Source organism: Paraburkholderia phymatum STM815 (assembly GCF_000020045.1).
Taxonomy (GTDB): domain Bacteria; phylum Pseudomonadota; class Gammaproteobacteria; order Burkholderiales; family Burkholderiaceae; genus Paraburkholderia; species Paraburkholderia phymatum.
Map to the genome: position 1 here is coordinate 3,448,598 of NC_010622.1, position 24,341 is coordinate 3,472,938.

The 24,341-nt window shown below is 63.7% G+C and carries 24 protein-coding genes; 15 read left to right on the forward strand and 9 right to left on the reverse strand.

What is annotated here, in order from left to right:
• The first annotated feature begins 100 nt into the window (after positions 1 to 100).
• From gspD to gspF, 3 genes are read left to right on the forward strand one after another with little or no spacing between them, the layout of a single operon-like run.
• Positions 101 to 2,449, forward strand: coding sequence for a type II secretion system secretin GspD (gene gspD, locus BPHY_RS15635; RefSeq protein ID WP_041763649.1), 2,349 nt, complete (start codon positions 101 to 103; stop codon positions 2,447 to 2,449).
• On the forward strand, positions 2,446 to 3,993 hold the full coding sequence (gene gspE, locus BPHY_RS15640; RefSeq protein WP_012402414.1) for a type II secretion system ATPase GspE: 1,548 nt from the start codon (positions 2,446 to 2,448) through the stop codon (positions 3,991 to 3,993). The genes gspD and gspE overlap by 4 nt, the downstream gene beginning before the upstream one ends.
• Positions 3,994 to 3,997: 4 nt before the next feature.
• Positions 3,998 to 5,215 carry a type II secretion system inner membrane protein GspF gene (gene gspF / locus BPHY_RS15645; protein WP_012402415.1) on the forward strand — a complete coding sequence of 406 codons (1,218 nt, stop codon included), beginning with the start codon at positions 3,998 to 4,000 and terminating at the stop codon, positions 5,213 to 5,215.
• 94 nt (positions 5,216 to 5,309) lie between these two features.
• Here gspF and BPHY_RS15650 read toward each other — a convergent pair whose 3' ends face one another.
• Positions 5,310 to 5,723, reverse strand: coding sequence for a type II secretion system protein N (locus BPHY_RS15650; RefSeq protein WP_041764087.1), 414 nt, complete (start codon positions 5,721 to 5,723; stop codon positions 5,310 to 5,312).
• 169 nt (positions 5,724 to 5,892) lie between these two features.
• On the opposite strand from BPHY_RS15650, the gene gspG reads away from it, so the two are divergent.
• From gspG to BPHY_RS15690, 8 genes are read left to right on the forward strand one after another with little or no spacing between them, the layout of a single operon-like run.
• Complete coding sequence (gene gspG, locus BPHY_RS15655) at positions 5,893 to 6,369, forward strand: type II secretion system major pseudopilin GspG (protein WP_012402417.1); 477 nt, start codon at positions 5,893 to 5,895, stop codon at positions 6,367 to 6,369.
• A 54-nt stretch (positions 6,370 to 6,423) separates the two neighbouring features.
• On the forward strand, positions 6,424 to 6,999 hold the full coding sequence (locus tag BPHY_RS15660) for a GspH/FimT family pseudopilin (protein WP_012402418.1): 576 nt from the start codon (positions 6,424 to 6,426) through the stop codon (positions 6,997 to 6,999).
• On the forward strand, positions 6,999 to 7,430 hold the full coding sequence (gspI, locus tag BPHY_RS15665) for a type II secretion system minor pseudopilin GspI (RefSeq protein ID WP_012402419.1): 432 nt from the start codon (positions 6,999 to 7,001) through the stop codon (positions 7,428 to 7,430). The genes BPHY_RS15660 and gspI overlap by 1 nt, the downstream gene beginning before the upstream one ends.
• Positions 7,408 to 8,112: a PulJ/GspJ family protein gene (locus BPHY_RS15670; protein WP_012402420.1), complete on the forward strand. Its 705-nt coding sequence runs from the start codon at positions 7,408 to 7,410 to the stop codon at positions 8,110 to 8,112. Before gspI ends, BPHY_RS15670 begins: the two co-directional genes overlap by 23 nt.
• A 9-nt stretch (positions 8,113 to 8,121) precedes the next feature.
• A complete protein-coding gene (gspK, locus tag BPHY_RS15675; RefSeq protein ID WP_012402421.1) occupies positions 8,122 to 9,225 on the forward strand; it encodes a type II secretion system minor pseudopilin GspK in 1,104 nt (367 codons plus the stop codon).
• Between the two features lie 28 nt (positions 9,226 to 9,253).
• Positions 9,254 to 10,633 carry a type II secretion system protein GspL gene (gene gspL, locus BPHY_RS15680; RefSeq protein ID WP_012402422.1) on the forward strand — a complete coding sequence of 460 codons (1,380 nt, stop codon included), beginning with the start codon at positions 9,254 to 9,256 and terminating at the stop codon, positions 10,631 to 10,633.
• A complete protein-coding gene (gene gspM, locus BPHY_RS15685) occupies positions 10,630 to 11,133 on the forward strand; it encodes a type II secretion system protein GspM (RefSeq protein WP_012402423.1) in 504 nt (167 codons plus the stop codon). The genes gspL and gspM overlap by 4 nt, the downstream gene beginning before the upstream one ends.
• 22 nt (positions 11,134 to 11,155) lie before the next feature.
• The gene (locus BPHY_RS15690; protein ID WP_012402424.1) at positions 11,156 to 11,935 is read left to right on the forward strand and encodes a type II secretion system protein N; all 780 of its coding nucleotides are present in this window, start codon (positions 11,156 to 11,158) and stop codon (positions 11,933 to 11,935) included.
• Positions 11,936 to 12,017: 82 nt separating this feature from the next.
• Here the strand turns inward: BPHY_RS15690 and BPHY_RS15695 are convergent, their stop codons facing one another.
• The 6 genes from BPHY_RS15695 to ada all read right to left on the reverse strand — a co-directional run bounded on the left by BPHY_RS15695 (position 12,018) and on the right by ada (position 19,624).
• Positions 12,018 to 13,628, reverse strand: coding sequence for an efflux transporter outer membrane subunit (locus tag BPHY_RS15695; RefSeq protein WP_012402425.1), 1,611 nt, complete (start codon positions 13,626 to 13,628; stop codon positions 12,018 to 12,020).
• 533 nt (positions 13,629 to 14,161) lie between these two features.
• Positions 14,162 to 14,890: an OmpA family protein gene (locus BPHY_RS15700; RefSeq protein ID WP_012402427.1), complete on the reverse strand. Its 729-nt coding sequence runs from the start codon at positions 14,888 to 14,890 to the stop codon at positions 14,162 to 14,164.
• A 105-nt stretch (positions 14,891 to 14,995) separates the two neighbouring features.
• Entirely contained in the window at positions 14,996 to 15,472 is a 477-nt protein-coding gene (locus BPHY_RS15705; RefSeq protein WP_012402428.1) for a hypothetical protein, read from the reverse strand.
• A gap of 238 nt (positions 15,473 to 15,710) precedes the next feature.
• The gene (gshA, locus tag BPHY_RS15710) at positions 15,711 to 17,324 is read right to left on the reverse strand and encodes a glutamate--cysteine ligase (protein ID WP_041763650.1); all 1,614 of its coding nucleotides are present in this window, start codon (positions 17,322 to 17,324) and stop codon (positions 15,711 to 15,713) included.
• A 249-nt stretch (positions 17,325 to 17,573) separates the two neighbouring features.
• Positions 17,574 to 18,497 (reverse strand): DNA-3-methyladenine glycosylase family protein, encoded by a 924-nt coding sequence (locus BPHY_RS15715; protein ID WP_012402430.1) that lies wholly within the window; start codon positions 18,495 to 18,497, stop codon positions 17,574 to 17,576.
• On the reverse strand, positions 18,494 to 19,624 hold the full coding sequence (ada, locus tag BPHY_RS15720; protein WP_012402431.1) for a bifunctional DNA-binding transcriptional regulator/O6-methylguanine-DNA methyltransferase Ada: 1,131 nt from the start codon (positions 19,622 to 19,624) through the stop codon (positions 18,494 to 18,496). The genes BPHY_RS15715 and ada overlap by 4 nt, the downstream gene beginning before the upstream one ends.
• Before the next feature lie 378 nt (positions 19,625 to 20,002).
• On the opposite strand from ada, the gene BPHY_RS15725 reads away from it, so the two are divergent.
• Positions 20,003 to 20,416, forward strand: a complete 414-nt coding sequence (locus BPHY_RS15725) for a VOC family protein (RefSeq protein WP_012402432.1) — start codon at positions 20,003 to 20,005, stop codon at positions 20,414 to 20,416.
• Positions 20,417 to 20,464: 48 nt separating this feature from the next.
• Here BPHY_RS15725 and BPHY_RS15730 read toward each other — a convergent pair whose 3' ends face one another.
• Both BPHY_RS15730 and sap1 read right to left on the reverse strand, forming a co-directional pair.
• Positions 20,465 to 21,043, reverse strand: coding sequence for a YaeQ family protein (locus tag BPHY_RS15730; protein WP_041763652.1), 579 nt, complete (start codon positions 21,041 to 21,043; stop codon positions 20,465 to 20,467).
• Between the two features lie 515 nt (positions 21,044 to 21,558).
• A complete protein-coding gene (sap1, locus tag BPHY_RS15735; protein WP_012402434.1) occupies positions 21,559 to 21,900 on the reverse strand; it encodes a surface attachment protein Sap1 in 342 nt (113 codons plus the stop codon).
• Between the two features lie 543 nt (positions 21,901 to 22,443).
• Here sap1 and BPHY_RS15740 point away from each other — a divergent pair.
• The 3 genes from BPHY_RS15740 (at position 22,444) to BPHY_RS15750 (ending at position 24,121) form a co-directional block, all read left to right on the forward strand.
• Complete coding sequence (locus tag BPHY_RS15740) at positions 22,444 to 23,070, forward strand: LysE family translocator (protein ID WP_012402435.1); 627 nt, start codon at positions 22,444 to 22,446, stop codon at positions 23,068 to 23,070.
• Positions 23,071 to 23,214: 144 nt separating this feature from the next.
• Positions 23,215 to 23,382, forward strand: a complete 168-nt coding sequence (locus BPHY_RS42535; RefSeq protein ID WP_012402436.1) for a hypothetical protein — start codon at positions 23,215 to 23,217, stop codon at positions 23,380 to 23,382.
• Between the two features lie 442 nt (positions 23,383 to 23,824).
• Positions 23,825 to 24,121, forward strand: coding sequence for a hypothetical protein (locus BPHY_RS15750; RefSeq protein ID WP_012402437.1), 297 nt, complete (start codon positions 23,825 to 23,827; stop codon positions 24,119 to 24,121).
• The last annotated feature ends 220 nt before the right edge of the window (positions 24,122 to 24,341 follow it).

Sequence of the window (24,341 nt, forward strand, 5' to 3'; positions counted from 1 at the left end):
GTCAGACCGAGGACGATTGGCGTCGGCCGTCGTCCACTGTGCAAGACCGTCGGCGGATCACAACGTCGGCTTCGAAATCATATCCATGAGAAGAAATCGTATGGCATTGCGTCGCGTCGCGATGGCGTTGCTGGTCGCTGGAACGATCACCTCGCAGATCGCGCACGCACAGGTGACGCTCAATTTCGTGAACGCCGACATCGATCAGGTGGCGCGGGCGATTGGCGCGGCCACGGGAAAGACGATCATCGTCGACCCGCGCGTGAAAGGGCAACTGAACCTGGTTTCCGAAAACCCAGTTCCGGAAGATCAGGCGCTGAAGACCTTGCAGTCCGCACTGCGGATGCAGGGCTTTTCGCTCGTGCAGGATCACGGCGTGCTGAAGGTCGTACCTGAAGCGGACGCGAAGCTTCAGGGCGTGCCGACCTACGTCGGAAACGCACCCGCGGCGCGCGGCGATCAGGTGGTCACGCAGGTCTTCCAGCTGAAGAACGAATCGGCCAACAACCTGCTGCCCGTGCTGCGTCCGCTGATCTCGCCGAACAACACGGTTGCGGCGTATCCGTCGAACAACACGATCGTCGTCACGGACTATGCGGACAACGTGCGCCGCATCGCGCAGATCATCGCGGGCGTCGATACGGCGGCCGGCCAGCAGGTGCAGGTTGTGCCGCTGAAGAACGCGAATGCGATCGACGTCGCCACGCAGATGGCGAAAATGCTCGATCCCGGTACGATCGGCAACACGGATGCGACACTGAAGGTCTCCGTCCAGGCCGATCCTCGCACCAATTCGCTGCTGTTGCGCGCGTCGAACGCGGGGCGTCTCGCGGCGGCGAAGTCGCTCGCGAAGCAACTGGATGCTGCAACCGGCCAGCCCGGGAACATGCACGTCGTGCCCTTGCGCAACGCAGACGCCGTGCGTCTCGCGAAGACGCTGCGCGGCATGCTCGGCAAGGGTGGCGGCGGCAACGAATCGTCGTCGTCTTCAGGTGGCAGCAGCGCTGCGAACTCGTTCAACCAGAACAATTCGCCCTCGTCGACGGGCACCTCCGGCAACCCGCCTTTACCGTCGGGTTCGATGGGCGGTCAGTCGTCGTCATTGGGCAGCAATCCGCTGGGCGCCGGCGGCGGCGGGGCCGGCGGCGGCTATGGCGGCCAGGGTAGCAGCAACGACTTTCTCGGCGAGAAGGAAAGCAGCAACGAAGACAATCAGCCGGGCGGCATGATCCAGGCCGACGCGTCGACGAACTCGCTGATCATCACTGCGTCAGACCCGGTTTACCGCAATCTGCGCACTGTGATCGACCAGCTCGACATCCGCCGTCCTCAGGTCTATATCGAAGCGCTGATCGTCGAACTGAACTCGAATACGAACGCCAACCTGGGCATCCAGTGGCAGATCGGCAGCGGCAACGTGTTCGCGGGCACCAACCTTGCCACGGGCAGCGGCAACAGCATCATCAACCTGACGGCGGCTGCGGCCACGGGCGGCATCGCGAGCGCGCTTGCGACGCAAAATCTCCAGCAAGGCTTGAACGTCGGCTGGGTGCATAACCTGTTCGGCGTGAACGGGCTCGGCGCGTTGCTGCAGGCGCTGTCGCAGACGGCCGACGCCAATGTGCTGTCCACGCCTAACCTCATCACGCTCGACAACCAGGAAGCGAAGATCGTCGTGGGCACGAACGTGCCGATCCAGACAGGCTCCTATTCGAACCTGACGAGCAGCACGGCGACCACTGCGTTCAACACATTCGACCGTATCGACGTGGGTCTGACGCTGCACATCAAGCCACAGATCACTGATGGCGGCATCCTGAAGCTGCAGTTGTACACGGAAGATTCGGCGATCGTGGCAGGCACGACCAACGTGACGACCAACCCGGCCGGCCCGGAATTCACGAAGCGTTCGATCCAGTCGACCGTGCTGGCCGACAACGGCGAGATCATCGTGCTGGGGGGCCTGATGCAGGACAATTACCAGGTCACCAACAGCAAGGTGCCGCTGCTCGGCGACATCCCGTGGATCGGCCAGCTGTTCCGCTCGGAAAACAAGACCCGCGCGAAGACGAACCTGCTGGTGTTCCTGCGTCCGGTGATCATCGCCGACCGTGCGACGGCGCAAGCGGTGACGGCGAACCGCTATGACTACATCCAGGGCGTGACGGGTGCGTACAAGTCGGACAACAATCTGATCAGGGACAAGGACGATCCCGTGGTGCCGCCGATGCCCGTTGGCCCGAACGAGGGCGGATCGACGTTGAATCTGTTCGATCTCGACAAGATGCGGCGTGAACAGGCGCTTGGCGTGCCGCCGCAGCAGCCGCAAATGCAACCGCAGGTTCAGCCCCAAGTTCAGCCGCAGACGCAACCGCAGCCGCTGCAGGTCGAACCGGCGCAAACCGTGCCGGCTCAACCGGCCACGAGTACGCAAAAGGTGCAGCCGTGAGCTCGACGCCGCTTTCCGGGCCGCACGCCTCTGCCGGATCATCGGACGATGCGCGCGGCGCGCCGGAAACGCCCCCGACCCAGACAGGACGCGAAGCGCCCTCTCCGCTTGCTGCGCGGCTCGTGCCGTACGGATTCGCGAAAAGCGGCCAGATCCTGGTCGCGCATCAGCACGCCGATTCGATGGAAGTCTGGATGAGCGAACGCACGAACCAGGCGGCGCTTGCCGAAGTCGTGCGCAATTTCGGCGCGATATCGGTCGTGCGCATGCCAGCGGACGAATTGGCGCAAGCCATCAACCAGGCGTACGCGCGTCAGGACGGGAGCGCTGCGCAGGTGGTCGGCGAAGTGGAAGGCGAAGTCGATTTGTCGCGTCTGATGCAGGACATTCCCGAAGTGGAAGACCTGCTGGAGTCCGAAGACGACGCGCCGATCATCCGCATGATCAACGCGCTGCTCACGCAGGCAGCGCGCGAACAGGCATCGGATATTCACATCGAGCCATTCGAAAACGCATCGGTGGTTCGCTTTCGCGTCGACGGCACGTTGCGCGACGTCGTGCGTCCGAAGAAGGCGCTGCACGGCGCGTTGATTTCGCGGATCAAGATCATGGCGCAACTCGACATTGCCGAGAAGCGTCTGCCGCAGGATGGCCGTATCACGCTGCGCGTCGGCGGAAGGCCCGTCGACGTGCGCGTGTCGACGTTGCCGACGGGCCACGGCGAACGCGCCGTGCTGCGTCTGCTGGAAAAAGACGCGCAGCGTCTGAATCTCGAAGCGCTCGGCATGGCATCCGACACGCTCAAGCAGTTCGACAAGCTGATTTCGCGTCCGCACGGCATCGTGCTCGTGACGGGCCCGACGGGCTCGGGCAAGACGACCACGCTCTATGCGTCGATGTCGCGGCTCGAAACGGCGACGACCAACATCATGACCGTCGAAGACCCGATCGAATACGATCTGCCGGGCATTGGTCAGACTCAGGTCAACGAGCGGATCGGCATGACGTTCGCCCGCGCGCTGCGTTCCATTCTTCGTCAGGATCCCGACATCATCATGATCGGTGAGATCCGCGATCTGGAAACGGCGCAGATTGCCGTGCAGGCATCGCTGACGGGACACCTGGTACTCGCTACGCTGCACACCAATGACGCCGCCTCCGCCGTCACGCGTCTGACGGATATGGGCGTCGAGCCCTATCTGCTCGCGTCGTCGCTGCTGGGCGTGCTGGCGCAGCGTCTCGTACGGCGGCTGTGTCCCGTGTGCAAGGAAGCGCGCGAAGAAGAAGGCGGCCGCAAGGTGTGGCATCCCGTCGGTTGCGACAAGTGCGGCCATTCGGGTTATGCGGGCCGTCGCGGCGTGTATGAACTGCTCAATGTCGACGAACCGATTCGCGCGCTGATCCACCGCAATGCTGCCGACGCCGAGATTGCCGAAGCCGGCCGTCATCAAGGCATGCGCACCTTGCGCGAGGACGGCGAACGATGGCTCGCGTCGGGCATGACGTCGCTCGAAGAAGTGATACGCGTGACGGGCGGGGTCTGAGGGCATGCCGGCATTCCGCTTCGAAGCGATCGACGCCGCAGGCAAGGCGCAAAAAGGCGTACTCGATGCTGACAGCGCGCGCGGCGCGCGTACGCAGTTGCGCGGGCAAGGTCTCACGCCGCTCGTCGTCGAACCTGCGGCGACGCGCACACGCGGCGAACGCAGCCAGCGTCTTTCGCTGGGACGCAAACTGTCGCAACGAGAGCAGGCGATTCTCACGCGGCAGCTTGCCAGTCTGCTGATCGCCGGCCTGCCGCTCGACGAAGCGCTCTCCGTGCTCACCGAGCAATCCGAGCGTGATTACATCCGTGAACTGATGGCCGCGATCCGCGCGGAAGTGCTGGGCGGTCATTCGCTCGCGAATGCGCTGTCGCAGCATCCGAAAGACTTCCCCGACATCTACCGCGCGCTCGTCGCGGCGGGCGAGCATACGGGCAAGCTCGGTCTCGTGCTGTCCCGTCTTGCTGACTACATCGAGCAACGTAATGCGCTCAAGCAAAAGATCATTCTCGCGTTCACGTATCCGACCATCGTTACGATCATCGCCTTTGGCATCGTCACGTTCCTGCTGAGCTATGTGGTGCCGCAGGTCGTCAACGTGTTCGCGAGCACGAAGCAGCAACTGCCGTTTCTCACCATCATGATGATGGCGCTCTCCGGCTTCGTACGGAATTACTGGTGGGCGATGCTGATCGCCGTGGTGATTGTCGTGTATGTGGTGCGCTCGATACTCGCTCAGCCTGGCCCGCGGCTTGCGTTCGACCGCTGGACGCTGACAGCCCCCCTCTTCGGCAAGCTCGTGCGCGGCTACAACACCGTGCGCTTTGCGAGCACGCTGGGCATCCTGACGGCGGCGGGCGTGCCGATTCTGCGCGCGCTGCAGGCCGCAAGCGAAACGCTCAGCAACCGCGCGATGCGAGACAACATCGACGATGCCATCGTGCGCGTGCGCGAAGGCACGTCGCTGTCGCGTGCGCTCGGCAACACGAAGACGTTTCCGCCCGTGCTCGTGCACCTGATCCGTTCGGGCGAAGCAACGGGCGACGTGACGACGATGCTCGACCGCGCGGCCGAAGGTGAAGCGCGTGAGCTGGAGCGGCGCACGATGTTTCTGACGAGTTTGCTGGAACCGCTGCTGATTCTGGCGATGGGCGGCGTGGTGCTGGTGATCGTGCTAGCCGTGATGCTGCCGATCATCGAGCTGAACAACCTGGTGCAGTGACGGTGCACGTTGAGTGTCGTCGTGCGCAAGCGCGTGAAAGCGTTGCAAGCTGGGCCGATGCTTCGGGGTTGCATCGGCGCGGCAGAGAATGAAATCAGCGTACGTAGATCGTGGGACCGGGCGCGTTCTGGGGAAGAAAGACTTCGGAGTGGGAGCCGTTGCGGTCGATGATGATCGAACGGGCACGCACTTCGCCGAGCTTCACGCCTTGCATGATGGTGCTGCCTAACGAGACGGCGCGGGGCGGTTCGCCGCCCGTGCTGATGATTGCAGCGGCGCCTTCGCGCAGTGCGAGGATGCCGAACAGATGGATGTCCTGATTTGCGGTGCGCGTAAGCTGACCGCCGAACAGCAAGGCCGCCTGATCTGTCGAGACAGGCGCGCGCACGGCGGCAGCGGGGACGGGCGCGCCGCCATGCGATGTGAGCGTGACGATCCAGTAGGTGAGCGTCGCGCAGAACACGGCAAAGGCGGCGAGCGAAATCAGGCGGAGCTGGAGTGCGTTCATGCGTGTCATTGTACGGATTATTGTGAATTTTGCGGTATAGGAAACGGCGGACGGAAACCCTTCATCTGCATGACATTAAAATGACCGGCCGGGCGTGCAGCGTACCGCATTGTCAGCGCACTACGTGACGTCCGATCGATCGACCCCTTATCTGGAGAGGAAGCAAGCTATGCAAATGTGGACCACTCGCCGCAACGACATCGCGGCCATGCGCGCGGGCGTGCGCACACGTCGTCAACGCGGGTTCACGTTGATCGAAATCATGGTCGTGATTGCGATCCTCGGCATTCTGGCGGCGCTGATCGTGCCGAAGATCATGAGCCGTCCGGACGAAGCACGGCGCGTCGCCGCGAAGCAGGACATCGGCACCATCATGCAGTCGCTGAAGCTCTATCGTCTCGACAACGGCCGTTATCCGAGCCAGGAGCAAGGGTTGCGCGCGCTGATCGAAAAGCCGACGACCGACCCGGTACCGAACAACTGGAAGGATGGCGGTTATCTCGAGCGCTTGCCCAACGATCCGTGGGGCAATCAGTACCAGTACCTGAACCCGGGCGTGCACGGCGAGATCGACGTTTTCAGCTACGGCGCGGATGGCAAGGCGGGCGGAGAAGGCAACGATGCCGACGTCGGCTCGTGGCAATAAGCGGCGCCGGACTTCACTGCGGTTATTGCATCGACATCGATCGGCCCCGGCACCATGCGACTGCACGACAGCATGCCCTGTGCGTTTCACAAGACCGTCAGCGTCGATGACGCGGGCGGTTGCGTGAGCCGGCGTGCATGGCGCGGGCCGAGGCGTACCGCGCCTGGGGCACCGGGCGGCCGCCAGCGCGGCTTCACTCTGCTCGAAATGCTGGTCGTATTGGTGATCGCGGGCTTGCTGGTATCGCTGGCGTCGCTCTCGCTGACGCGCAATCCGCGCACGGATCTGAACGAGGAAGCACAGCGGCTCGCGTTGCTGTTCGAGTCGGCGGGCGACGAAGCCCAGGTGCGCGCGCGCCCTATTTCATGGTTGCCGCTCGACGGCGGCTTTCGTTTCGATATCCACACAAATGACGGCTGGCGTCCGCTGCGCGACGACCTGCTCGGACCGCGCCGCTGGGAAGGCGGCGTGACGGGCGTGGCAATCGACTATCCCGGTTCCGACACCCATTCGGATCGTATCGTGTTCGGCACGGAGAGCATCGATACGCCCGTGCAGGTCACGTTGTTTTCTGCCGTGGGACGCGTGACGATCGTCGGCACGGGCAACGGCCGCTACGAGGTACGCTGATGCTGCGTGCGCTCAGGGTTCGCCGCTTGTGCGGCGCTGTGGATAACGTAAGCGGAGGCAAATCCGCGGGCTTCACGATGATCGAAGTGCTGGTCGCACTGGCGATCATCGCGGTGGCGCTGGCTGCATCGCTGCGCGCCGTCGGCAGTCTCGCGACGGGCGAGGCGGATCTGCATCGGCGGCTGCTGGCGGGCTGGAGCGCGGACAACGCGCTCGCCCAGCTGCATCTGACGCACGGATGGCCCGAGATCGGGTCGCAGAGTTTCGACTGTTCGCAGGGCAACCTGCAACTGATTTGCACGGAGAACGTGAGCGCAACGCCGAATCCGGTGTTTCGACGCGTCGAGGTGTCAGTGACGTCGCCCGGACGGCCGGGCAACCTCGCGCAGATGGTGACGGTGATCGCGAATGAAACGAATCGCTCGCTCTGAGCACGAGGTGCCCCGCGGCCGCCGTTCGCTGCTATCGAGAAAGACAGCGAGCGGCTTCACGCTGATCGAGCTGCTCGTCGCGATTGCGATTCTGGCCGTGATCGCGGTCCTGTCGTGGCGCGGACTGGATCAGATCATTCGCGGACGGCAGACGATCACGAACGCGATGGAAGACGAGCGCGTGTTCGCTCAGTTCTTCGATCAGATGCGCATCGACGTGCGCAATGCCGCGTCCGACGACGAAGCGGGCGAGCCCGCCGTCGCTGTGAACGGCAATGCGCTGCAGATCGTGCGCTACATGCGCACGCCGGGTGCGCCGCCGCGTCTCGTGGTGGTGCGGTATCGGATCATCGAAGGACGCATCATTCGCTATGCGTCGCCACCGCTGGCGAACATCGGCGACGTGCGCCGCGCGCTCGGCGGGTCGGAAAGCGGAGACTGGAACGCCGTGCCTTTGATGGGCGGTGTGGGCGCGATTTCCGCGCGCCTGTATGTGCCGAAAGTCGGCTGGACGACGCAGATGAAAGACGTGCAAGCGGCGATCGCGGAGAACGACAATAACCTGAAGGTGCCTCAGCTCGGCAATGCGCCGTTGCCGAGGTCGGTAACGGGGCTCGAGGTGAGCATTGGCGCGAATTCGCTCGCGCGGCCCGTGACGCGGGTTTTTCTCGTGGGAGAGTGAGATTCGATCATGCGCTTTTGCCCTGCCCGTTCCCGTTCGACTTCATCCGCTCATCAACGCGGCGCTGCCATCATCAGCGCGCTGCTGGTCGTCGCGCTGTCCGCCATTCTGGTCTCCGGCATGCTTTGGCGGCAGCAGGTCCAGATCCGGCGCATCGAAAACCAGCGGCTGCTCGCGCAGGCGCATTGGGTGTCGCGGGGTGCGCTCGACTGGACGCGCCTGATTCTGCGTTCGGAAGGCGACACGTCGGCAGGGGTCACGTGGCTGGGCGGTGTCTGGGGCCTGCCGATTGCGCGCACGCGGCTTTCGGATTTTCTCGGTCAGATCGGCGAAGTGCGCGCGCAGGAAGGCGCGGCCACTTATATTTCCGGTTCCATCGAGGACGCGCAGGCCAAGTTCAATCTGCGCAATCTGGTTTCGACGGCCGTGCCGGGCGCGCTGATGCTGAACGCGCAGCAGGTTCAGGCATTCCAGCGCCTGCTGCAACTGCTCGGCATCAACGGTCAACTCGCGAAGAACACCGCGCTGCAATTGCGCGCGGGCCTGCGGCAATCGGCGACGCGCTTTCAGACGGCAGCCAACCCCAGTGCCCCCGTCAATCCCACGCAAGTGCAAGGCGGCGCGGTCGGCGGCGGAAACTACACGAATCAGCCTGGCATCGAGGACGCCGACGAAAACGCGCCCGTCGCACCGCTCCAGATGACGGGCGTCGATTCCTTGCTGGACGTGCCGGGTTTCACGCCCGAGATGATCGCGCGCCTGCGCCCGTTCGTGACCGTGCTGCCCACGGCGACGCCCGTGAACATGAACACCGCGCCCGCCGAAGTGGTCGCGGCCGTCGTGCCGAATATGAGCCTGTCGAGTGCGCAGGCGTTCGTCGCGCGTCGCGAAACGGTGTTCTTTCGCAACGTCAGCGACGTGCAGCTTGCATTGCGCGGCGCCGGGGTACAGGAGCTCGTGTTGGATCCGAACCAGCTCGACGTCAATACCAGCTACTTCCTCGTCCACGGACGCGTTGAGCATGAACGCGCCGAAGTCGACCGCACCACACTCATCTACCGCGACGCACTGACGCATACGACGCGTATCGTATGGGGACGAGATCAACTATGAACCACGAATTTTCCCGAGAGAGTGGCCTTTGAGCACGCTGATCGTTCTTCTGCCGCCGCGTGATCCGGCGGTGCCGTCGCAGGAATGGCAACTGCCGGAGTTGCCTTTTCTGCTGCTCGACAAATCGGGGCGCATCCAGCGCGCCGGACGCTCGGCGCCTGGCCTCCTGCCGCGCGCAGGTGCGACCGTGCTGATGCTCGCCGCACGCGACTGTTTGATGCTCGCGGCGACCGTGCCGCCGCTCAAAGGTCCGCGCTTGCGTCAGGCGCTGCCGAACGTCGTCGAAGATCAACTGATCCAGGATGCGCAAACCACGCACATCGCGCTCGATCCGAAGCCGTTGGACAGCACTCGCCATGTGCTTGCGATCATCGATCGCGGCTGGTTCCGTTTTGTCCTCGAGACGTTCGCGGCGGCGGGCCATCGCAATGTGAAGGCGGTGCCCGTCGCGCGCTGTTTGCCGCAGCCGGCGATGAACACGATCGCCGCGGTAGCCGCGCAAGCACACGCGGAAGAAACCGTGGCCGCAGGTGCGGATTCCGCCCCGCCGCTGGACGCACCGGACGGTGTCGACATCACACCTGTGGTCGCCGCTGTGCTCGGCCATGTGGTGTCGTCCACGGCGGCCGTGCTTGGCGAAGGCGCCGTCGATACCTCCCCGCCTCGCGTCGAACTGGCGCTCGCACGCGGCCCGCTCGGCGAAGGACTGGCCGTGCCCGAAGCGGCCGTCGGCGCGACGGTCGCGGCGCTGGCGGGCAATGCGCCCGTGACGCTGTACACGCTTGTCGATCTGCCCGGCAGTGAGCCGCGCATGTCGTCGACGGCGCGGGGACGTTCTTCCGTTGCGGGCGCGTTGCCGCTGTCGTTCGAAACGCTGGCGCGCAATGCAATTCAGTGCCGCTTCGACCTTGCCCAGTTCGAGTTCGCCGTGCAGCCGTGGCGGCTGGACCGCGCGACGCTGCGCCGTCTGCGCCTGCCGCTGTGGCTGCTGGTGGCCACGGTGCTGGTCGCGATCATCGGCGCGAATGTGCAATGGCTGATGCTGTCGCGTCAGCGCGATGCGATCGGCGCACAAATGACCGAATTGCTGCTCAACACGTTTCCGAAGACGACGGTGGTGCTGGATGCGCCTGACCAGATGGCGCGCCAGTTGCAACAGTTGCGCGTGGCGGCGGGCGAACTGTCGCCGGACGATTTTCTGTCGCTCGCGGATGGCCTCGCGCGCTCGCTCGGGCCGATACCCGTCAACAGCCTTGCCGCGCTCGATTATCACGACAGGCGCATCGAGGTGACCTTCAAACCGGAGGTCAAGGTCGATCCGGACTTCCCGCAACGTCTGATGCGCAATGGCCTGAACGGCGCAATCGACAGCAACACGGGCAAGTGGACAATCAGGAACGGACAATGAAAGCAGAACTATTGAACACGTGGGCCGGTTTCTGGGAAGCGCGCACGGTACGTGAGAAGGGACTGTTGACGTGGGGCGGCGCGGCGCTGGCCGTCGTCATCATCTGGTCGGTGCTTTGGGCGCCCGCGCAGGAAGGCCGCGCCCGGCTGCGCGAATCGATCCCGAGCCTGCAGCGGCAGCTGTCGCAGATGACGGCACAGGCGAACGAGGCACGTTCGCTGGCGGCGGCCGCTCAGGGCGTGGCGCCGACGGGCGGCGCGCTGAAGGATGCGCTGAGCGCGTCGCTGAACGATCATGGCCTCTCTGCGACGCAGGTCCAGGTGCTTGGCAACGCGGTGCAGATCCAGCTGAAGAACGCATCGTTTCCCGCCTGGACGCAATGGCTCGACGACGCCCGCAAGCAGTTCAAGGTGCAGGTGTCCGAGGCGCACGTGACGGCGCTGAAGCAGGACGGACAGGTCGATCTGACGGCATCGCTGCAGCCGGCCATCGTTAAATGACGGCGCTGCCACAGGATCACGCATGAGTTTCTGGATGCGGCGATTGCGCGCCGCGCTGCCCTGGCTGATCGTCGCACTGATCGCGAACGTCCTGGTGTTGCTCGTGATGGCGCCCGCCGCGTGGATCACGCCGCAGTTCACGAAGGCGACCGCCGGGCGTGTCAATCTCGTCGATGCGTCGGGGTCGCTGTGGCACGGCTCGGCTTCGCTGATGCTCGCCGCTGGGCCCGGTGCGGAAGCGGCGACGCTGCTGCCGGGACGCATCGAATGGCACACGTCGTTCTGGCCGCTGTTCACGGGCCGCGTGCGGATGGAGATGCGGCAGAGCGAAGCGATGCCCGGGCCTGTCTTTGTCGATGCGACGCTGCGCAGCGCGACGCTGTCGGGCGGCAGCATCGCGGTGCCGGCGTCGTTGCTCGCGGGCCTCGGCGCACCGTTCAACACACTCGATCTGCAAGGCGACGTGCGGCTCGCATGGACCGACTGGCGCAGCTTCAATCGACAGGCGTTCGGCCAGCTGATCGTCACGCTCAACGACATGAGCTCGCGGGTGTCGCGCGTGAAGCCGCTGGGATCGTATCGCGTGGTATTCCAGGCGCAGGGCGCGTCGGGCGCGCTCGATCTGTCGACGACGAAGGGGCCGTTGCTGCTCAACGGTCACGGCACGGTCAGCGAAGCGTCGACGTCGTTCACGGGCATCGCGAGCACGACGCCCGACGCCGTCGACAATCTCGCCGGGCTGCTGAATCTGCTCGGACGACCGATAGGTCCTGGCCAGGTCGCGCTCACGTTCACGCACTGACTTTTCCGGGCCGCTCCAAAACACGACGGCCGCCATGTTTGCGCATGGCGGCCGTTTTGCGTCGCGCGGATAACGACTGCGATCAGCGTGCCGCGGCGGATGCTTTCGTGACGGGCGTGGCGGGTGTGACGGGCGCCGCGGGTTCGGAAGCCGGCGCGGGCGCCGCGATATCGCCCGTCTCGCGGTTCATCTGCGACGCATCCCAGCCGCCGCCGAGCGCCTTGACGAGCCCCACCGACGACACCATCCGCTGACCCGCGATGCTCGCGAGCTTCTGCTGCGCGGTGAATGCCGTGGTCTGCGCGGTCAGCACGTTCAGGTAATCCACGGTGCCGGACTTGTACTGGTTCGTGACGATATCGAGCGCCTGCTGCGCAGACTGGACGGCCTGTTGTTGCACCGTGATTTCCTGCTCGAGAATGCGCAGCGACGACAGGTTGTCTTCCACGTCCTGGAAAGCTGTCAGCACCGTTTGCCGATAGGTGGCGACGTCCTGGTCGTAGGTGGCACGCGCGGCGTCCGTCTGCGCCTTGCGCAAACCTGCATCGAAGATCGTGCCCGCGAGTTGCGGCCCTAGCGTCCAGAAACGCGACGGCATCTGCAGCAATTGCGAGAACACCGAGCTTTCGAAGCCGCCGCTCGCAGACAGCGTGAGCGTGGGGAAGAACGCGGCAATCGCGATGCCGATCTGCTCGTTCGCCGCGGCAGCCTTGCGTTCGGCAGACGCGATGTCGGGGCGCCGTTCGAGCAGCGCGGACGGCAGTTGTGCGGGCACGACGGGCGGCACGGCATCGAGCGGCGCGGGCGGCAGCGAGAAGGTAGACGCCGGCTGGCCGACGAGCACGGCGATCGCATGTTCGTTCTGCGCGCGCGCGACCCCGTTATCGATGGCGGCGGCCTGCGCCGACTGCAGCTGGGTTTGCGCCTGGATCACGTCGGAGCGCGCCGCGACGCCCTGCGCATAGCGGTTCTGCGTGAGGGTGAGCGAGCGCTGGTATGCGGCGACGGTGTCGTCGAGCAGCTTTTGCTGGGCGTCAAGCGAACGGGTGTTGAAGTAGGTTTGCGCGAGCGTCGCTTGAGCGGACAGGCGCGCGTTCGCCAGATCGGCGGCGGCCGACTGCTGGCCAGCCTGCTGACCGGCGACGGTGCGGCTCACCTTGCCCCACAGGTCGGGTTCCCAGGTGGCGTCGAGCGACAGGCTGTAGCTGTTGCTGATCGAGCCCGAACTGCTCAGCGACGACGTGGTTCCGCCGCCTCCGCCTGTCACGGAGCCACTAAAGCTGCGGCTCGGCGTGCGCGAGCGGGACGCGTCCGCCGATGCACTGATCACCGGGAAATACGCCGCGCGCGCTTCGCCGACCAGCGCGCGCGCCTGCCGATACGCGGCGGCGAACTGCGCGATGCTCTGGTTCGATGCGTTGAGCTTCTCTTCGAGCGCGTTCAACTGCGCATCGTTGTAGATCGACCACCAAGCGCCGCGGTCGTGCTGGTCGGCGGGCTGTGCGACTTTCCAGCCGTCGGCGGCTTCTTTGTACGAAGCCGGAATGTCGACGGACGGGCGCTTGTAGTCGGGGCCGACGGCGCAGCCGGAAAGTGCGAAGGCGAGCGCGGCGCAAGCGGCGATGCTCAGGACGCGTGGACCCGCGACGTTCGCGACAGCGGCGCGCGCGCGCGAAGTTCGATCAAACTGCATGCAAATGAATTCCCTGTCGATTCGGATGGCGTCATGTGCGGAGATTTGCAAGGCGGCCGCGCACGCAATGTCCGGTGCGTGGTCGCGTTGGCTCGAATGGTAGCTCACGCGTCGCCCGGCGATGAAATCGGAAGAGTAATGCTGGGCACGCCCGGTGTGTGTTACCGACGGTGAGGTGTCGGTTACGCGCTGTTACGGCTTGGCATAGCCGTCGAGGAAGCACAAAAGCCGCCCGCTGGGCGGCTTGCGCGGCGACGCAGCGTGTGCGGCGTTCATATGCGCGGTTCGGCGGTCGTCTGACAAACCGTCGCGGTGGCTGTCATTGCTTGGATTCGACGGACAAGGCGTGGCGGCACAATGGAACGCAATCGTCACGCAGCTGGCGCTATATGATGGCGACCAACGACTCTTCCGGATTTCGTGTGTATGCTTCATCGTGCTCGCTTGTCCCGTATGAGTCACGAAAGCACAAAAAGGCGCGGCGGCGTCAATGGGTCACCGACGCCGCCACTTCCGGTACTTCAACGAAAAACTTACTTGCCGTCGACCTGAATTTCGACACGCCGGTTCTTCGCGCGGCCAATGGCCGTTTTGTTCGGCGCAACAGGCGACGCGCTGCCATAGCCTTGTACGTCCCAAGCCGAAGCACGCAGGCCTGCCGTTGCCAGATAACCTTGCACCGAACGCGCGCGTGCCGCCGACAGGCGGTTGTTCAACTCGGCTGAACCCGTCGAATCGGTATAGCCGGCAATCGTCAGGCGATCGACGTCGACGCCCTGGTTTGCCGCGACGAAGTCATCCAGTTTGGCCGTCGCGAAGGGCGTGAGCGTTGCGCTTCCGACCGCGAACGTCGCGTCGCCTTGCAACGTGATCTTGCGAACGGGTGCGTGGTGAACGGGCGCAGGCGCGACGAGGGGAGCCGCTACAGGCGTAACGACAGCAGCTGGCGCGGGCGGAATGGGTTGCTGGACGACGGGCGTCGAGCACTGGAACGTGATTTCACGCGGATCGTTTTCGGACTTCAGGTCCGACGTGATGTGATCGATCGACGAAACGCGCGTGGCCGGCTTGTCGCCGCAGATGCGCTTCACTTCGTCCATACACGCCTTGGAGCTTTCCAGCAATCCGAGACATTGGACGCGATACGCCTGGCTGCCATTGGACAACGTGACGATATCGGTGGTGCGGGTGGGACCGGAATACGCAGTGCAGCCTGCGATCGCGGCTGCGCAGGCCGTCGCGGTGAAGATACGAAGGAACATGAGACTTCTCGCAGATTAGATTGGGGGTGGAGAGACGATAGTGAGTGCGTGTCTCGGCGCCAATCAGAGAAGTCTCAAAAAAGGTTCTGGCGGCTCGGGTTCCTCCTATTGCGACACGGGTTCGCCCGTAGGCGATGCTGTCGATTGTCCGCCTGAGCCCGCCGCCTGACCGGATGGCGATGGCGTCGCCACGCTCGCCGAACTGCTACGCACGAACGCCTTGAAGTCGGCGCCCGCTTCCCACGGGTTCGGCTTGCAGCCGAGCGAACTGTCGCAATGCGCAGCGAAGCCGATCGTCGACGTGCCGTCGTTATTCGGCGCCTTCGTGATTTCGAACGAAAGATCGCGCTTGCCGCCGTCCGGGCCGGCCGTCTGGATCAGCGTATCGGTCGAGGTCGAGACTTCATAACGGGAATGTGTGGTGACCCATGTATGCGCGCGCGCCCACCAGGCATCGCATTGACTCTTGCTGGTGCATGTCAGCGGCGCCGTGGCGATCTGCATCACGTCGGGATTGACCTGGCCTCGCGTCGTGCAGCCGGCGGCCACCACGCAAAGCGCGGCGATCAGATTTTTGTTCATAACCTGTTTCCTCCCTGGCATCTGTCCCAGCGGCAAAGCGCTGCGTTATACAGGGTTGGACCGCGGCGTCGCGGGGGCGTTTCATCCCCCGCGCACGAAGCAGGCGTGACGCTCGCCAACGCAAGCTCTGTCGCAGCAATTTCCGGCCCTGCGCCGCGCGCCACGAAAAAAGGGCAGCGTGAAAGCTGCCCTTTCGCCATTCGTCGGGCGCGAGGCTAGTGCCCCGAACACGACCGCATCAAACGCTGAAGCGGTTCAACGTATAAGCGCGGTATGCGGCGACGAACGCATCGAACGAACCGACTTCTTCACGTTCGAGCTTCGTTTGTTCGGCCAGCGATTTCTCGGCCAGCGCGGCAAACTCAAGCGCTTGCGCTTCGTCCAGCGGACGCGCGCGGAAATGCTCCGCATGCGCGACGCTTTGCGCGAGGCCGAATTCGAGGAAGCTTTGCTGCTTGTCGCGCATGATCTGCAGCACACGGGCAGACGGCGTCAACGATGCATCCGCGAGCTTCGCGCGTTGCGCTGCGACCGAGCGCGCGTGGCTGTCGTCACCGCGAATCGAATCGAGCACGGCCGCTGCGTGATCAATTTTCGCGAACAGTTCGTGGGCCCAGTCGACCATCTTCACGGGCTGTCCACCGCGCACCAGTTCGAGGCCCGGCTTGCGCCCTTCCATCGTCACGCGGCCGAAGTTCTGGTTGGCCTCGCAGTACGCGGGCGGCGGCAGCGTAGCGCTGTCGTCCAGCGCGCACACCAGAAGATATGCGTCGAGAAAACGCGCCGTTTCGAGCGCGATGCCCGTCGGTTCGAACGGGTCGATGTCCATGCAGCGCACTTCGACGTATTGCACGCCGCGTGCAGCAAGCGCATGCAGCGGGCGCTCGCCCGGATAGGTGACGCGCTTCGGGCGGATCGTCGAGTAAAACTCGTTTTCGATCTGCAGCACGTTAGTGTTGATTTGCACCCATTCGCCGTCGCGCTGCGTGCCGATTGCCTCGTATTGCGGATACGGCTGGCTCACGGCTTTCGCGAGCGCGTCGAGATAGCCGGGCAGCGTGTCGTAGTCGGCATGCAGCGCAGCTTGCGCGGTCGTGTTCGAATAGCCGAGATCGCTCATGCGCAGACTGGTTGCGTAGGGACGATAGAGCGTATCGGCGTCGAACGTTTCGAGCGTGTGCTGGCGGCCGCGCAGGAAGCGCCTGTCGAGTGCCGGCGACGCGCCGAACAGATACATCAGCAGCCAGCTCGTACGGCGGAAGTTGCGGATCAGCGCGAGATAGCGATCGGACTGGAAATCGACCGCATTGGCCGTCGATTTCTGGTCGGCGTGCAGCAGCCGCCACACTTCTTCGTTCAACGAATAGTTGTAGTGGATGCCTGCGATGCATTGCATCGTTCGTCCGTAACGCAGCGCGAGGCCGACGCGATACACGTACTTCAGCCTGCCCATGTTCGACGTGCCATAGTGCGCAATAGGAATCTCGTCGTCTTCGGGCAAGAGACCGGGCATCGAGTTGTTCCACAGCAGTTCGTCGCCGATGGCCGAATAGACGAAGCGATGCAGCGTGTCGAGACGCTCGATGGTGGCCGCGGCGTCCTGCTCGGCGGGCGTGATCAGTTCGAGCAGTGCTTCGGAATAATCGGTGGTCAGCGAAGGATGCGTGAGCGCCGAGCCGAGCGAGCGCGGATGCTGCGTCATCGCGAGATGGCCGTCGGACAGCACGCGCAAGCTTTCCTTTTCGATGCCGCGCAAACCGGCTGCCAGCGCGTCGCGCTGCGGGCCGGATGTCAGCACGGACAGGCGATGCAGAAGCGCGTCGGTCGTGCGGGTGGAAGTCGTGTATGGCATTGATGCGGGTCGAACAGGGTCGGCCGCCATGCGCCGCACGGTGCTGCTGGAGCGCGGTCGACAACGTTCGGCGGAATTTTCAGTAGCGGGCACTTTAACATCTCGCCAGAACCGCTGCTTGGCGTTGCCTCAGGCCGGGCTCGCGCCGCTTGCGGCGGGGTTCGCGAGGTTCGTGCACGTTCTCTCACTGTACGCCGCGCGAGGCCGCAAAGTCGATTCCCGGCGCGGGCTTGAATGTGCGGCAAACCGCTAGCCGCCGCGTGCCGCACCCGCGCGATCGGCGATTTCGTTCCACAGATGCATCGCCGCGTAGGCGCGCCACGGCCGCCAGGCGTCGGTGCGGGCACGCTGCTGATTGGGGCGCACGAGCGCGGGGTCGCGGGCCGCGATGGCCTGCATCAGCACGAGATCCCATGCGGGCCACGCATCGGCGTCGCGCCAGGCGCGCATCGCGACGTATTCGACGGTCCACGGACCGATGCCCGGCAGCGCGAGCAGCGACGCACGCAGCTGGATAAGATCGAAGGAGGCGCTGCCGACGCTGTCTATGGGCACTTCCCCATCCGCCACGGCGCGCGCGAATCCTTGCAGCGCCTGAATGCGCTTGCCCGGCATGCCGATGCCCGCGAGGTCGACGGCGGCGAGCGCGGCGGGCGTCGGAAAGCGCCAGGCGGTGCTTTCATGCGGATGACCGTCGATGCGCTCGCCGGCGCGCTGCACGATTCGGCCGATGATCGTCGTCGCGGCCTTCACGCTGACCTGCTGGCCGACGATAGCGCGCACGACGAGTTCGAACCCGGACCACGCGCCGGGCACGCGAAGGCCGGGCGCCGCGGCGACCAGCGGCGCGAGCCACGGATCGGCGGCAAGGGCTGCGCCGATCGATCGAGGGTCGGCGTGCAGATCGAACATGCGGGCAATCGGCGCGGCGAGCGCGTCCGCATGGCGGCTTACCGCGCCATCGAGCGTGGCGACGATGCAATGCCGGCGCGGATGCTTGCGGACGGTGAGCGTCCCGCTGTCGCCGTTCCATCCGATCGCGCGACGCCATACGCCGTCTTCGACGGCTTCGACGCCCGGCGTCGCGCGTCCGCCGAAAAATCGCAGGATGCGCGGCCAGTCATAGGGCGCTTTGAACGGCAGTTCGAGTACGGCTGTCGGCGTGGTGCTCAAGCGGCGTGGTCCATGTCGGCGGTCGTGGGGGTGGCTTCGTCGGCAGTGCTGGATTCACGCTGCGCTTCCGTGTCGAGCAGCGTCGCCTTGCGCGCGGTGCCCCAGCGATAACCCGCGAGTGCGCCGCCCTTCTGCACGACGCGATGACAGGGTATCGCAAGCGCCACCGGGTTGGATGCGCACGCGTTGGCGACGGCGCGCACCGCACGCGGCAATCCGACCGCTTCGGCAATCTGGGAATAGGTGCGTGTCTCCCCGTAAGGGATGCGGCGCAGCGCTTCCCACACGCGCTGCTGGAAGGCGGTGGCGGCGATGTCGAGCGGCAGATCGAAGCGCTCGCGCTTGCCTTGCAGGTACGCGTCGATCTGCTCGATGAACGGTGCGAGCCGCACAGGATCGCCAAGCAGTTCCGCGCTTGCGAATTCTTGGCGCAGATCGTCGATAAGCGGCGCTTCGTCATCGCCGAATGCGATCTTGCAAATGCCCTTGTCCGTCGTCGCCACCAGCACGAAGCCAAGCGACGTCAGCGCACTCGCGTAACGGACGCGCAATCCGGCGCCTTTGCGTCGATATTCGGACGGCGCCATGCCCAGTTCGGCGGCCGCCGTGTCGTACATGCGAGACGGCGAGCCGAAGCCAGCGTCGACCGTCGCACGTGTGACGTCCGCGCCCCGTTGAAGCGCGTCGCGAAACGCCGCGCCGCGTTGCGCAGCCTGATATTGCCGCGGCGAGACGCCAACCACGCGTTTGAACAGCCGCTGCAGATGAAATGGGCTGATGTGCACGGCATCGCTCAACTGCGCGAGCGTCAAGCGCTGCTGCGGGTAGGCGTCGAGCGTTGCGCACGCGCGCTTGACGATCTCGAGTTCGCGCGGCAGGCCGCCCGGCTGGCAGCGCTTGCATTCGCGATAGCCCGCAGCGCGCGCGTCGTCGGCCGATTCGAAGAAGTCGACATTCTCACGACGCGGTAGTCGCGACGCGCACGACGGACGGCAGAACACGCCCGTCGTGCGGACGCCGTAAAAGAACGCGCCGTCGGCGGACATGTCGCGTTTCAGCACAGCCGCCCAGCGCTCGTCTTCGTTATGGAACGTGGCGGGCACGGCGTGAGAGAAGGCTGTGTTCATCGTTTTGCCCCAGGGAACTGTCTTGATGCTTACCACTGTAGCGAGCGCCCTTACACGGTACGCTCCGATTCTTGCGGTGTCATTGGGGGCGTTTCGACGGTGGGGTCTTCCCCCGATGTTATCGGGCGCCTTTACCCACTTAGCGGGAGAATTGACCCCAAAAAAAGTTGGGGTTTTCCCTTAAAAAATTATTGCGTAGCATCAACCCCGCGTGTATAGTGGTTCCTGTCTCCTCCATGTCTCCTCCTGATATGGATTCAGCCCGCTCCACGTCGAGCGGGCTTTTTTTTGCCTTTTTGCCATACGCAGGCAACGACCTTCGCGCGCGATACTCCTACACTTGCTCATTCCCACAACCGAAAGACGGGACGCGACGCCATGAATTTCCGGATTCTTGATATCGATCACGTTGTCATTCGCGCTGCCAACATCGACGTGATGACGCGCTTCTATTGCGATGTGCTCGGCTGCACCCTGGAAAAGGCGCAACCCGAACTTGGCCTGATCCAGCTTCGAGCGGGACGCGCCTTGATCGACCTGTTGCAGGTGGGGGGCCGGATTGACCGGCCGGAAAGCGGTGTGGCGGGCGCGGGCCGGAACATGGATCACCTGTGTCTGCGCGTCGAGCCTTTCGACGCTGATGCGCTCGAAAGCTGGCTCGCCGCGCGCAATGTGCGCATCGGCGAACAGGCGACACGCTATGGTGCCGATGGTTATGGACCGTCCCTCTATCTGTTCGATCCAGAGGATAACATGGTCGAAATCAAAGGGCCCCCGATTTCGGCAGCCTGATTTTCAGCCCTGTTTTTTGGTACACAGCACCGGCGGCTCGTTAGCAGATCACCGTCCGCCGTGCGCTGCCGGACGCGCGTTCGCCGCAGCTTTGAGAACCGTCCACTCGATGGGCACGGCATCGGCGGTTTCTGTGCCGAGCCACGCCGCGTTGTCCTGGACGGTGCATTGCAGACGCATTGTCCGTTCGGCGAGCGCACCGAGCGCCGGCGCGACATCTTCGCCGAGCGACCACACGGTCACGTTGCGCATGCGCTCGACCTTGTTGCGTACGCCCTGCCACCAAATGTCGGACGTCCGGCCACCGTACGCGATCACGATCACTTCGTTGGCGCGGCCGCTTGCCTTCGCGATGCGGCGTTCGTCGGGCTGGCCGACCTCGATCCAGGTATCGATGGCGCCGGTAAGATCCTTGGCCCAGAGATCCGGCTCGTCGATGTCCGACAGGCCCTTGCAGAACTCGAGGCGTTCCTGCGCGAAGAGCGCGAAGGCGGCGACGCGAACCATCATCCGTTCGTTGGTTTCCGACGGGTGGAGCGCGATCGTCAGCGAGTGGTCGGCGTAATAGTGCCGGTCCATGTCGGCGATCTGGAGTTCAGCCTTATAGATTGTCGATTTGAGAGCCATGCTACAACCTGGTCCGGCAAACGCGGACCGGATAGTGAATAGAGAGTCGGCGTACCTTGCCATGTTCGTCCCCTGCCTTGCAGCGGTCACGCCTCGGTCGCGCTCCTCGCCGGTGAAACACATTTGCCGGGGTTGCCGAGACGTAGGCCGCGAGGCCCGCGTCGCATCAACCTTCCTGCTTTCGCTTGCCCCTAAGAGCAGCAACATGCATGCCGAAGTCGTGGCGCTGAATGCCTCGCACTGCGAAGGTGGGAGCGTGATGATACCGAAATATGCGAGGACGCTATGACAGTCTGATGTGCTGCTCAGGCGGCGCCTATGCTGGGCGGCCAGAGCGGCAGAACGCGGGGCGCGTCGCCGGGAGGGGCGTCGGCGAATGATCAGACAGAAATGAAGTGGCCGGACTAAGAGTCCGGCCAGCGCGAACCGATAAAGCGCAGCTTCCGTTCGGACGTTGGTTGTTGCCCGACATTCCGTGTCGGGTGAGGTCCAACTTCGAAAGCCCGTTGAGTGACCTATTGCTTGATGAAGCGGTCGGTCGTCCAGAGACCTTGGGTATCGCTATTACCCGCGTTGACGAATTCCACGTCATGCCCAACCACACGGACGACGCGGAAATCGGAATTCTCCGGCGTAGAAATACACTCGTAGCCCGAAAAGAACTCCTGCATTTTCTGCTGCTCGCCAGCTTGCGCATGCTGAGTGACAGCGTCGAGCTTGTCCCTCGACAGGCAGCCATATGCATTTGCCTTGAACCGAACTGTCTGTTGAGGTTTGATCACGACGTCCTGCGCCTGCGCGCCTGCTACTGCGACCCAACCTGTCAGTGCCAAAAGAATGGCGACTCGCTTGTTCATGGTATCTCCGTGCGGGCATTGCTCGCTTTATCTATGCGTTTAACTGCCAGAAGCCGGACACGCTTTTCAATTTAGGAGAACCGTTTTGAAGAGCAAGCACAACTTGTGTGCGGTCGCAACAGCGACGAATTGCCGCACGCTTGTTGGCGTCGATCGATTTCCCCCTTATGACGCATTCCAGCCATTATTCGGCGGATCGTAAAGACTAATGCCTGGCGCTGAATGAGGCCTGATAACGTCTTGCTGACGGCATTCGCGTTAACGCTTAACCAGTTTTAAGCCGTTCCCACCACGGCTGCCACGCATTGACGCGTCGCACACAAAGTGATTCGCCAGAGTCGTGAAGTCCGACGAACTGTTGAAGCGAACGCAGAATAAAAAGGATGCCTGACGGACCTGCGGGAAGTGTGCGCAACGGAATCAAAAATCACCGCTTGCGGAGGCGCCGTCTTCGTGGATAAATCGACCCGCCCCAACCAAAACTATTGCGAGACGGGTGCGAGGCCAGAAGCGTCCGCTACCGTCGACAGGAGACTTGCTCTAATGACGCTTGCCCACTGGCTTCCATTTGCGGTCGCATCGGCGATTCTGGTCGCGATTCCGGGTCCTACCGTGCTTCTTGTAATTTCTTATGCGCTCGGCCATGGACGGCGCTATGCGTTGGTAACCACAGCAGGCGTCGCGCTCGGCGATCTGACATCGATGACGGCGTCGATGCTGGGACTCGGCGTCATTCTCGCGGCATCCGCGGTGCTGTTCACGGCGATAAAGTGGGTAGGCGCCGCATATCTGATTTACCTTGGCATCAAGTTGTGGCGCACGCCCGTATCTGCTGGCGAAGGGCCGCGGACAGGCGAAACGCGCACGAGCCGTATTTTCGCGCACGCCTATGCCGTCACCGCGCTCAATCCGAAAAGCATTGTGTTCTTCGTGGCATTCGTGCCCCAGTTCATCGATACGCAAGTCGCCACCTGGTCGCAGATCGCGGTTTTCGAGGCGACCTTCGTTGCGCTTGGCACGGTGAACGCGCTCGGCTATGCCGTGTTGGCGTCGGCGGCCCGGCGCGCGATCCGCAGTCCGCGTGTACAGCGCAGCGTCAATTGCACGGGAGGAACGCTGCTGATCGGCGCGGGGCTGCTGGCAGCGGCGTGGAAAAAATCGGCCGCATGAGTTTCTTCTGCGGAGGACGACGACGATCCAGGCGCGCGGCTTGCGACTCGACTCGCGCACCGGGCGTGCGCGGTGGAGCACACGCAGTGGCTACCAACACGCCTACAATGGAATTGTCGTTGTTGCAGCGATCAGGAGATTACTGTGATCGAGCATCTGATTCTGGGCGCGTTTTTGATCGTGCCGCTTCTCATCGTCGCGTTTCTCTTCTCCGACGAACTCTGGCAGGAGCATCGCCAAGCCCTGCACGATGACGACCGCCACAGGCGCATGGACTGGCGGCACCCGATTCGCAGCCTGCTGCACCACTAGGCAGACTGATGAAACATGGAACGGTTGGAGACGGCCAGGCTGTTCATCTGTTTTTCGTCAAACCAGTACTGGCTGTTCAGCTAGCGCTGATTCTGATCAGCGTCGATTGACCTACCTTTGCGCTTCAGTGCCGCGTCCGCCCGACATGATGCGTAGCTCCGTCACTACCCTTGAACTTTTTGCGCGACAGCCGATGACGGCGCTCGCCGCGACCTGCGCAACTGCGATGCGTCACTGAAATGACGCCCAAACCGCATTCTGCTCCCGCAGTTGTGATGCGGCCTGAATGCGCACGCTCGATTCTGCATAGCAAGTCGCCGACTCACCGCCGAAGCCCCGGAGTACCTATTTGTTTTCATAGGTAGCAACGGGCTAGAATCCGGCTAAAGTAAATCATCAGAAGTAAGCGACTTGGCCTTGTCGAGACGTCACGGGGGACGGCATGAACCGATTGATCGATCAGGAAATCGCGCACATTTCGCGCGTTATGTGGCCATCGCTGCTGGGGGACCTAGGCGGCGCAATCTTCTCTTCGGAGTACTGGCGCATGCGCTTGCACGCGTTGCTCGATGCTCCGTCTGTCACGAAGGCCCAGTTGTGCGCAATCGATAGTCTGTTGCTACGGCTCGATCATTATGACCAGCGCGGCCCCGATCTTTATTCCACGCCTACCGACGAGGCATCTAGGGACGACGGTCGCACGGAGCGCAGCTCGGAACCCGAGGCGCTGCATGGATAGAGAAATATCGCAGATGTCTCCACGTAACCTCCTGTGGTGAGCTCAGGGCATTGTGCAATGGTGGTCTGCTGGCCACTATTGCAGCAGTGTGTACCTAAAGCAGCGCGCATTGCCGGAAGGGTCATGAAAACCACGTGAAAGTGCGAATCTTCGTTGCTGGACAAGGTTTTGAGGGCGACGCGTCGAAGATTGTGTACCGAAAAAGGAACTGACGAGTGGT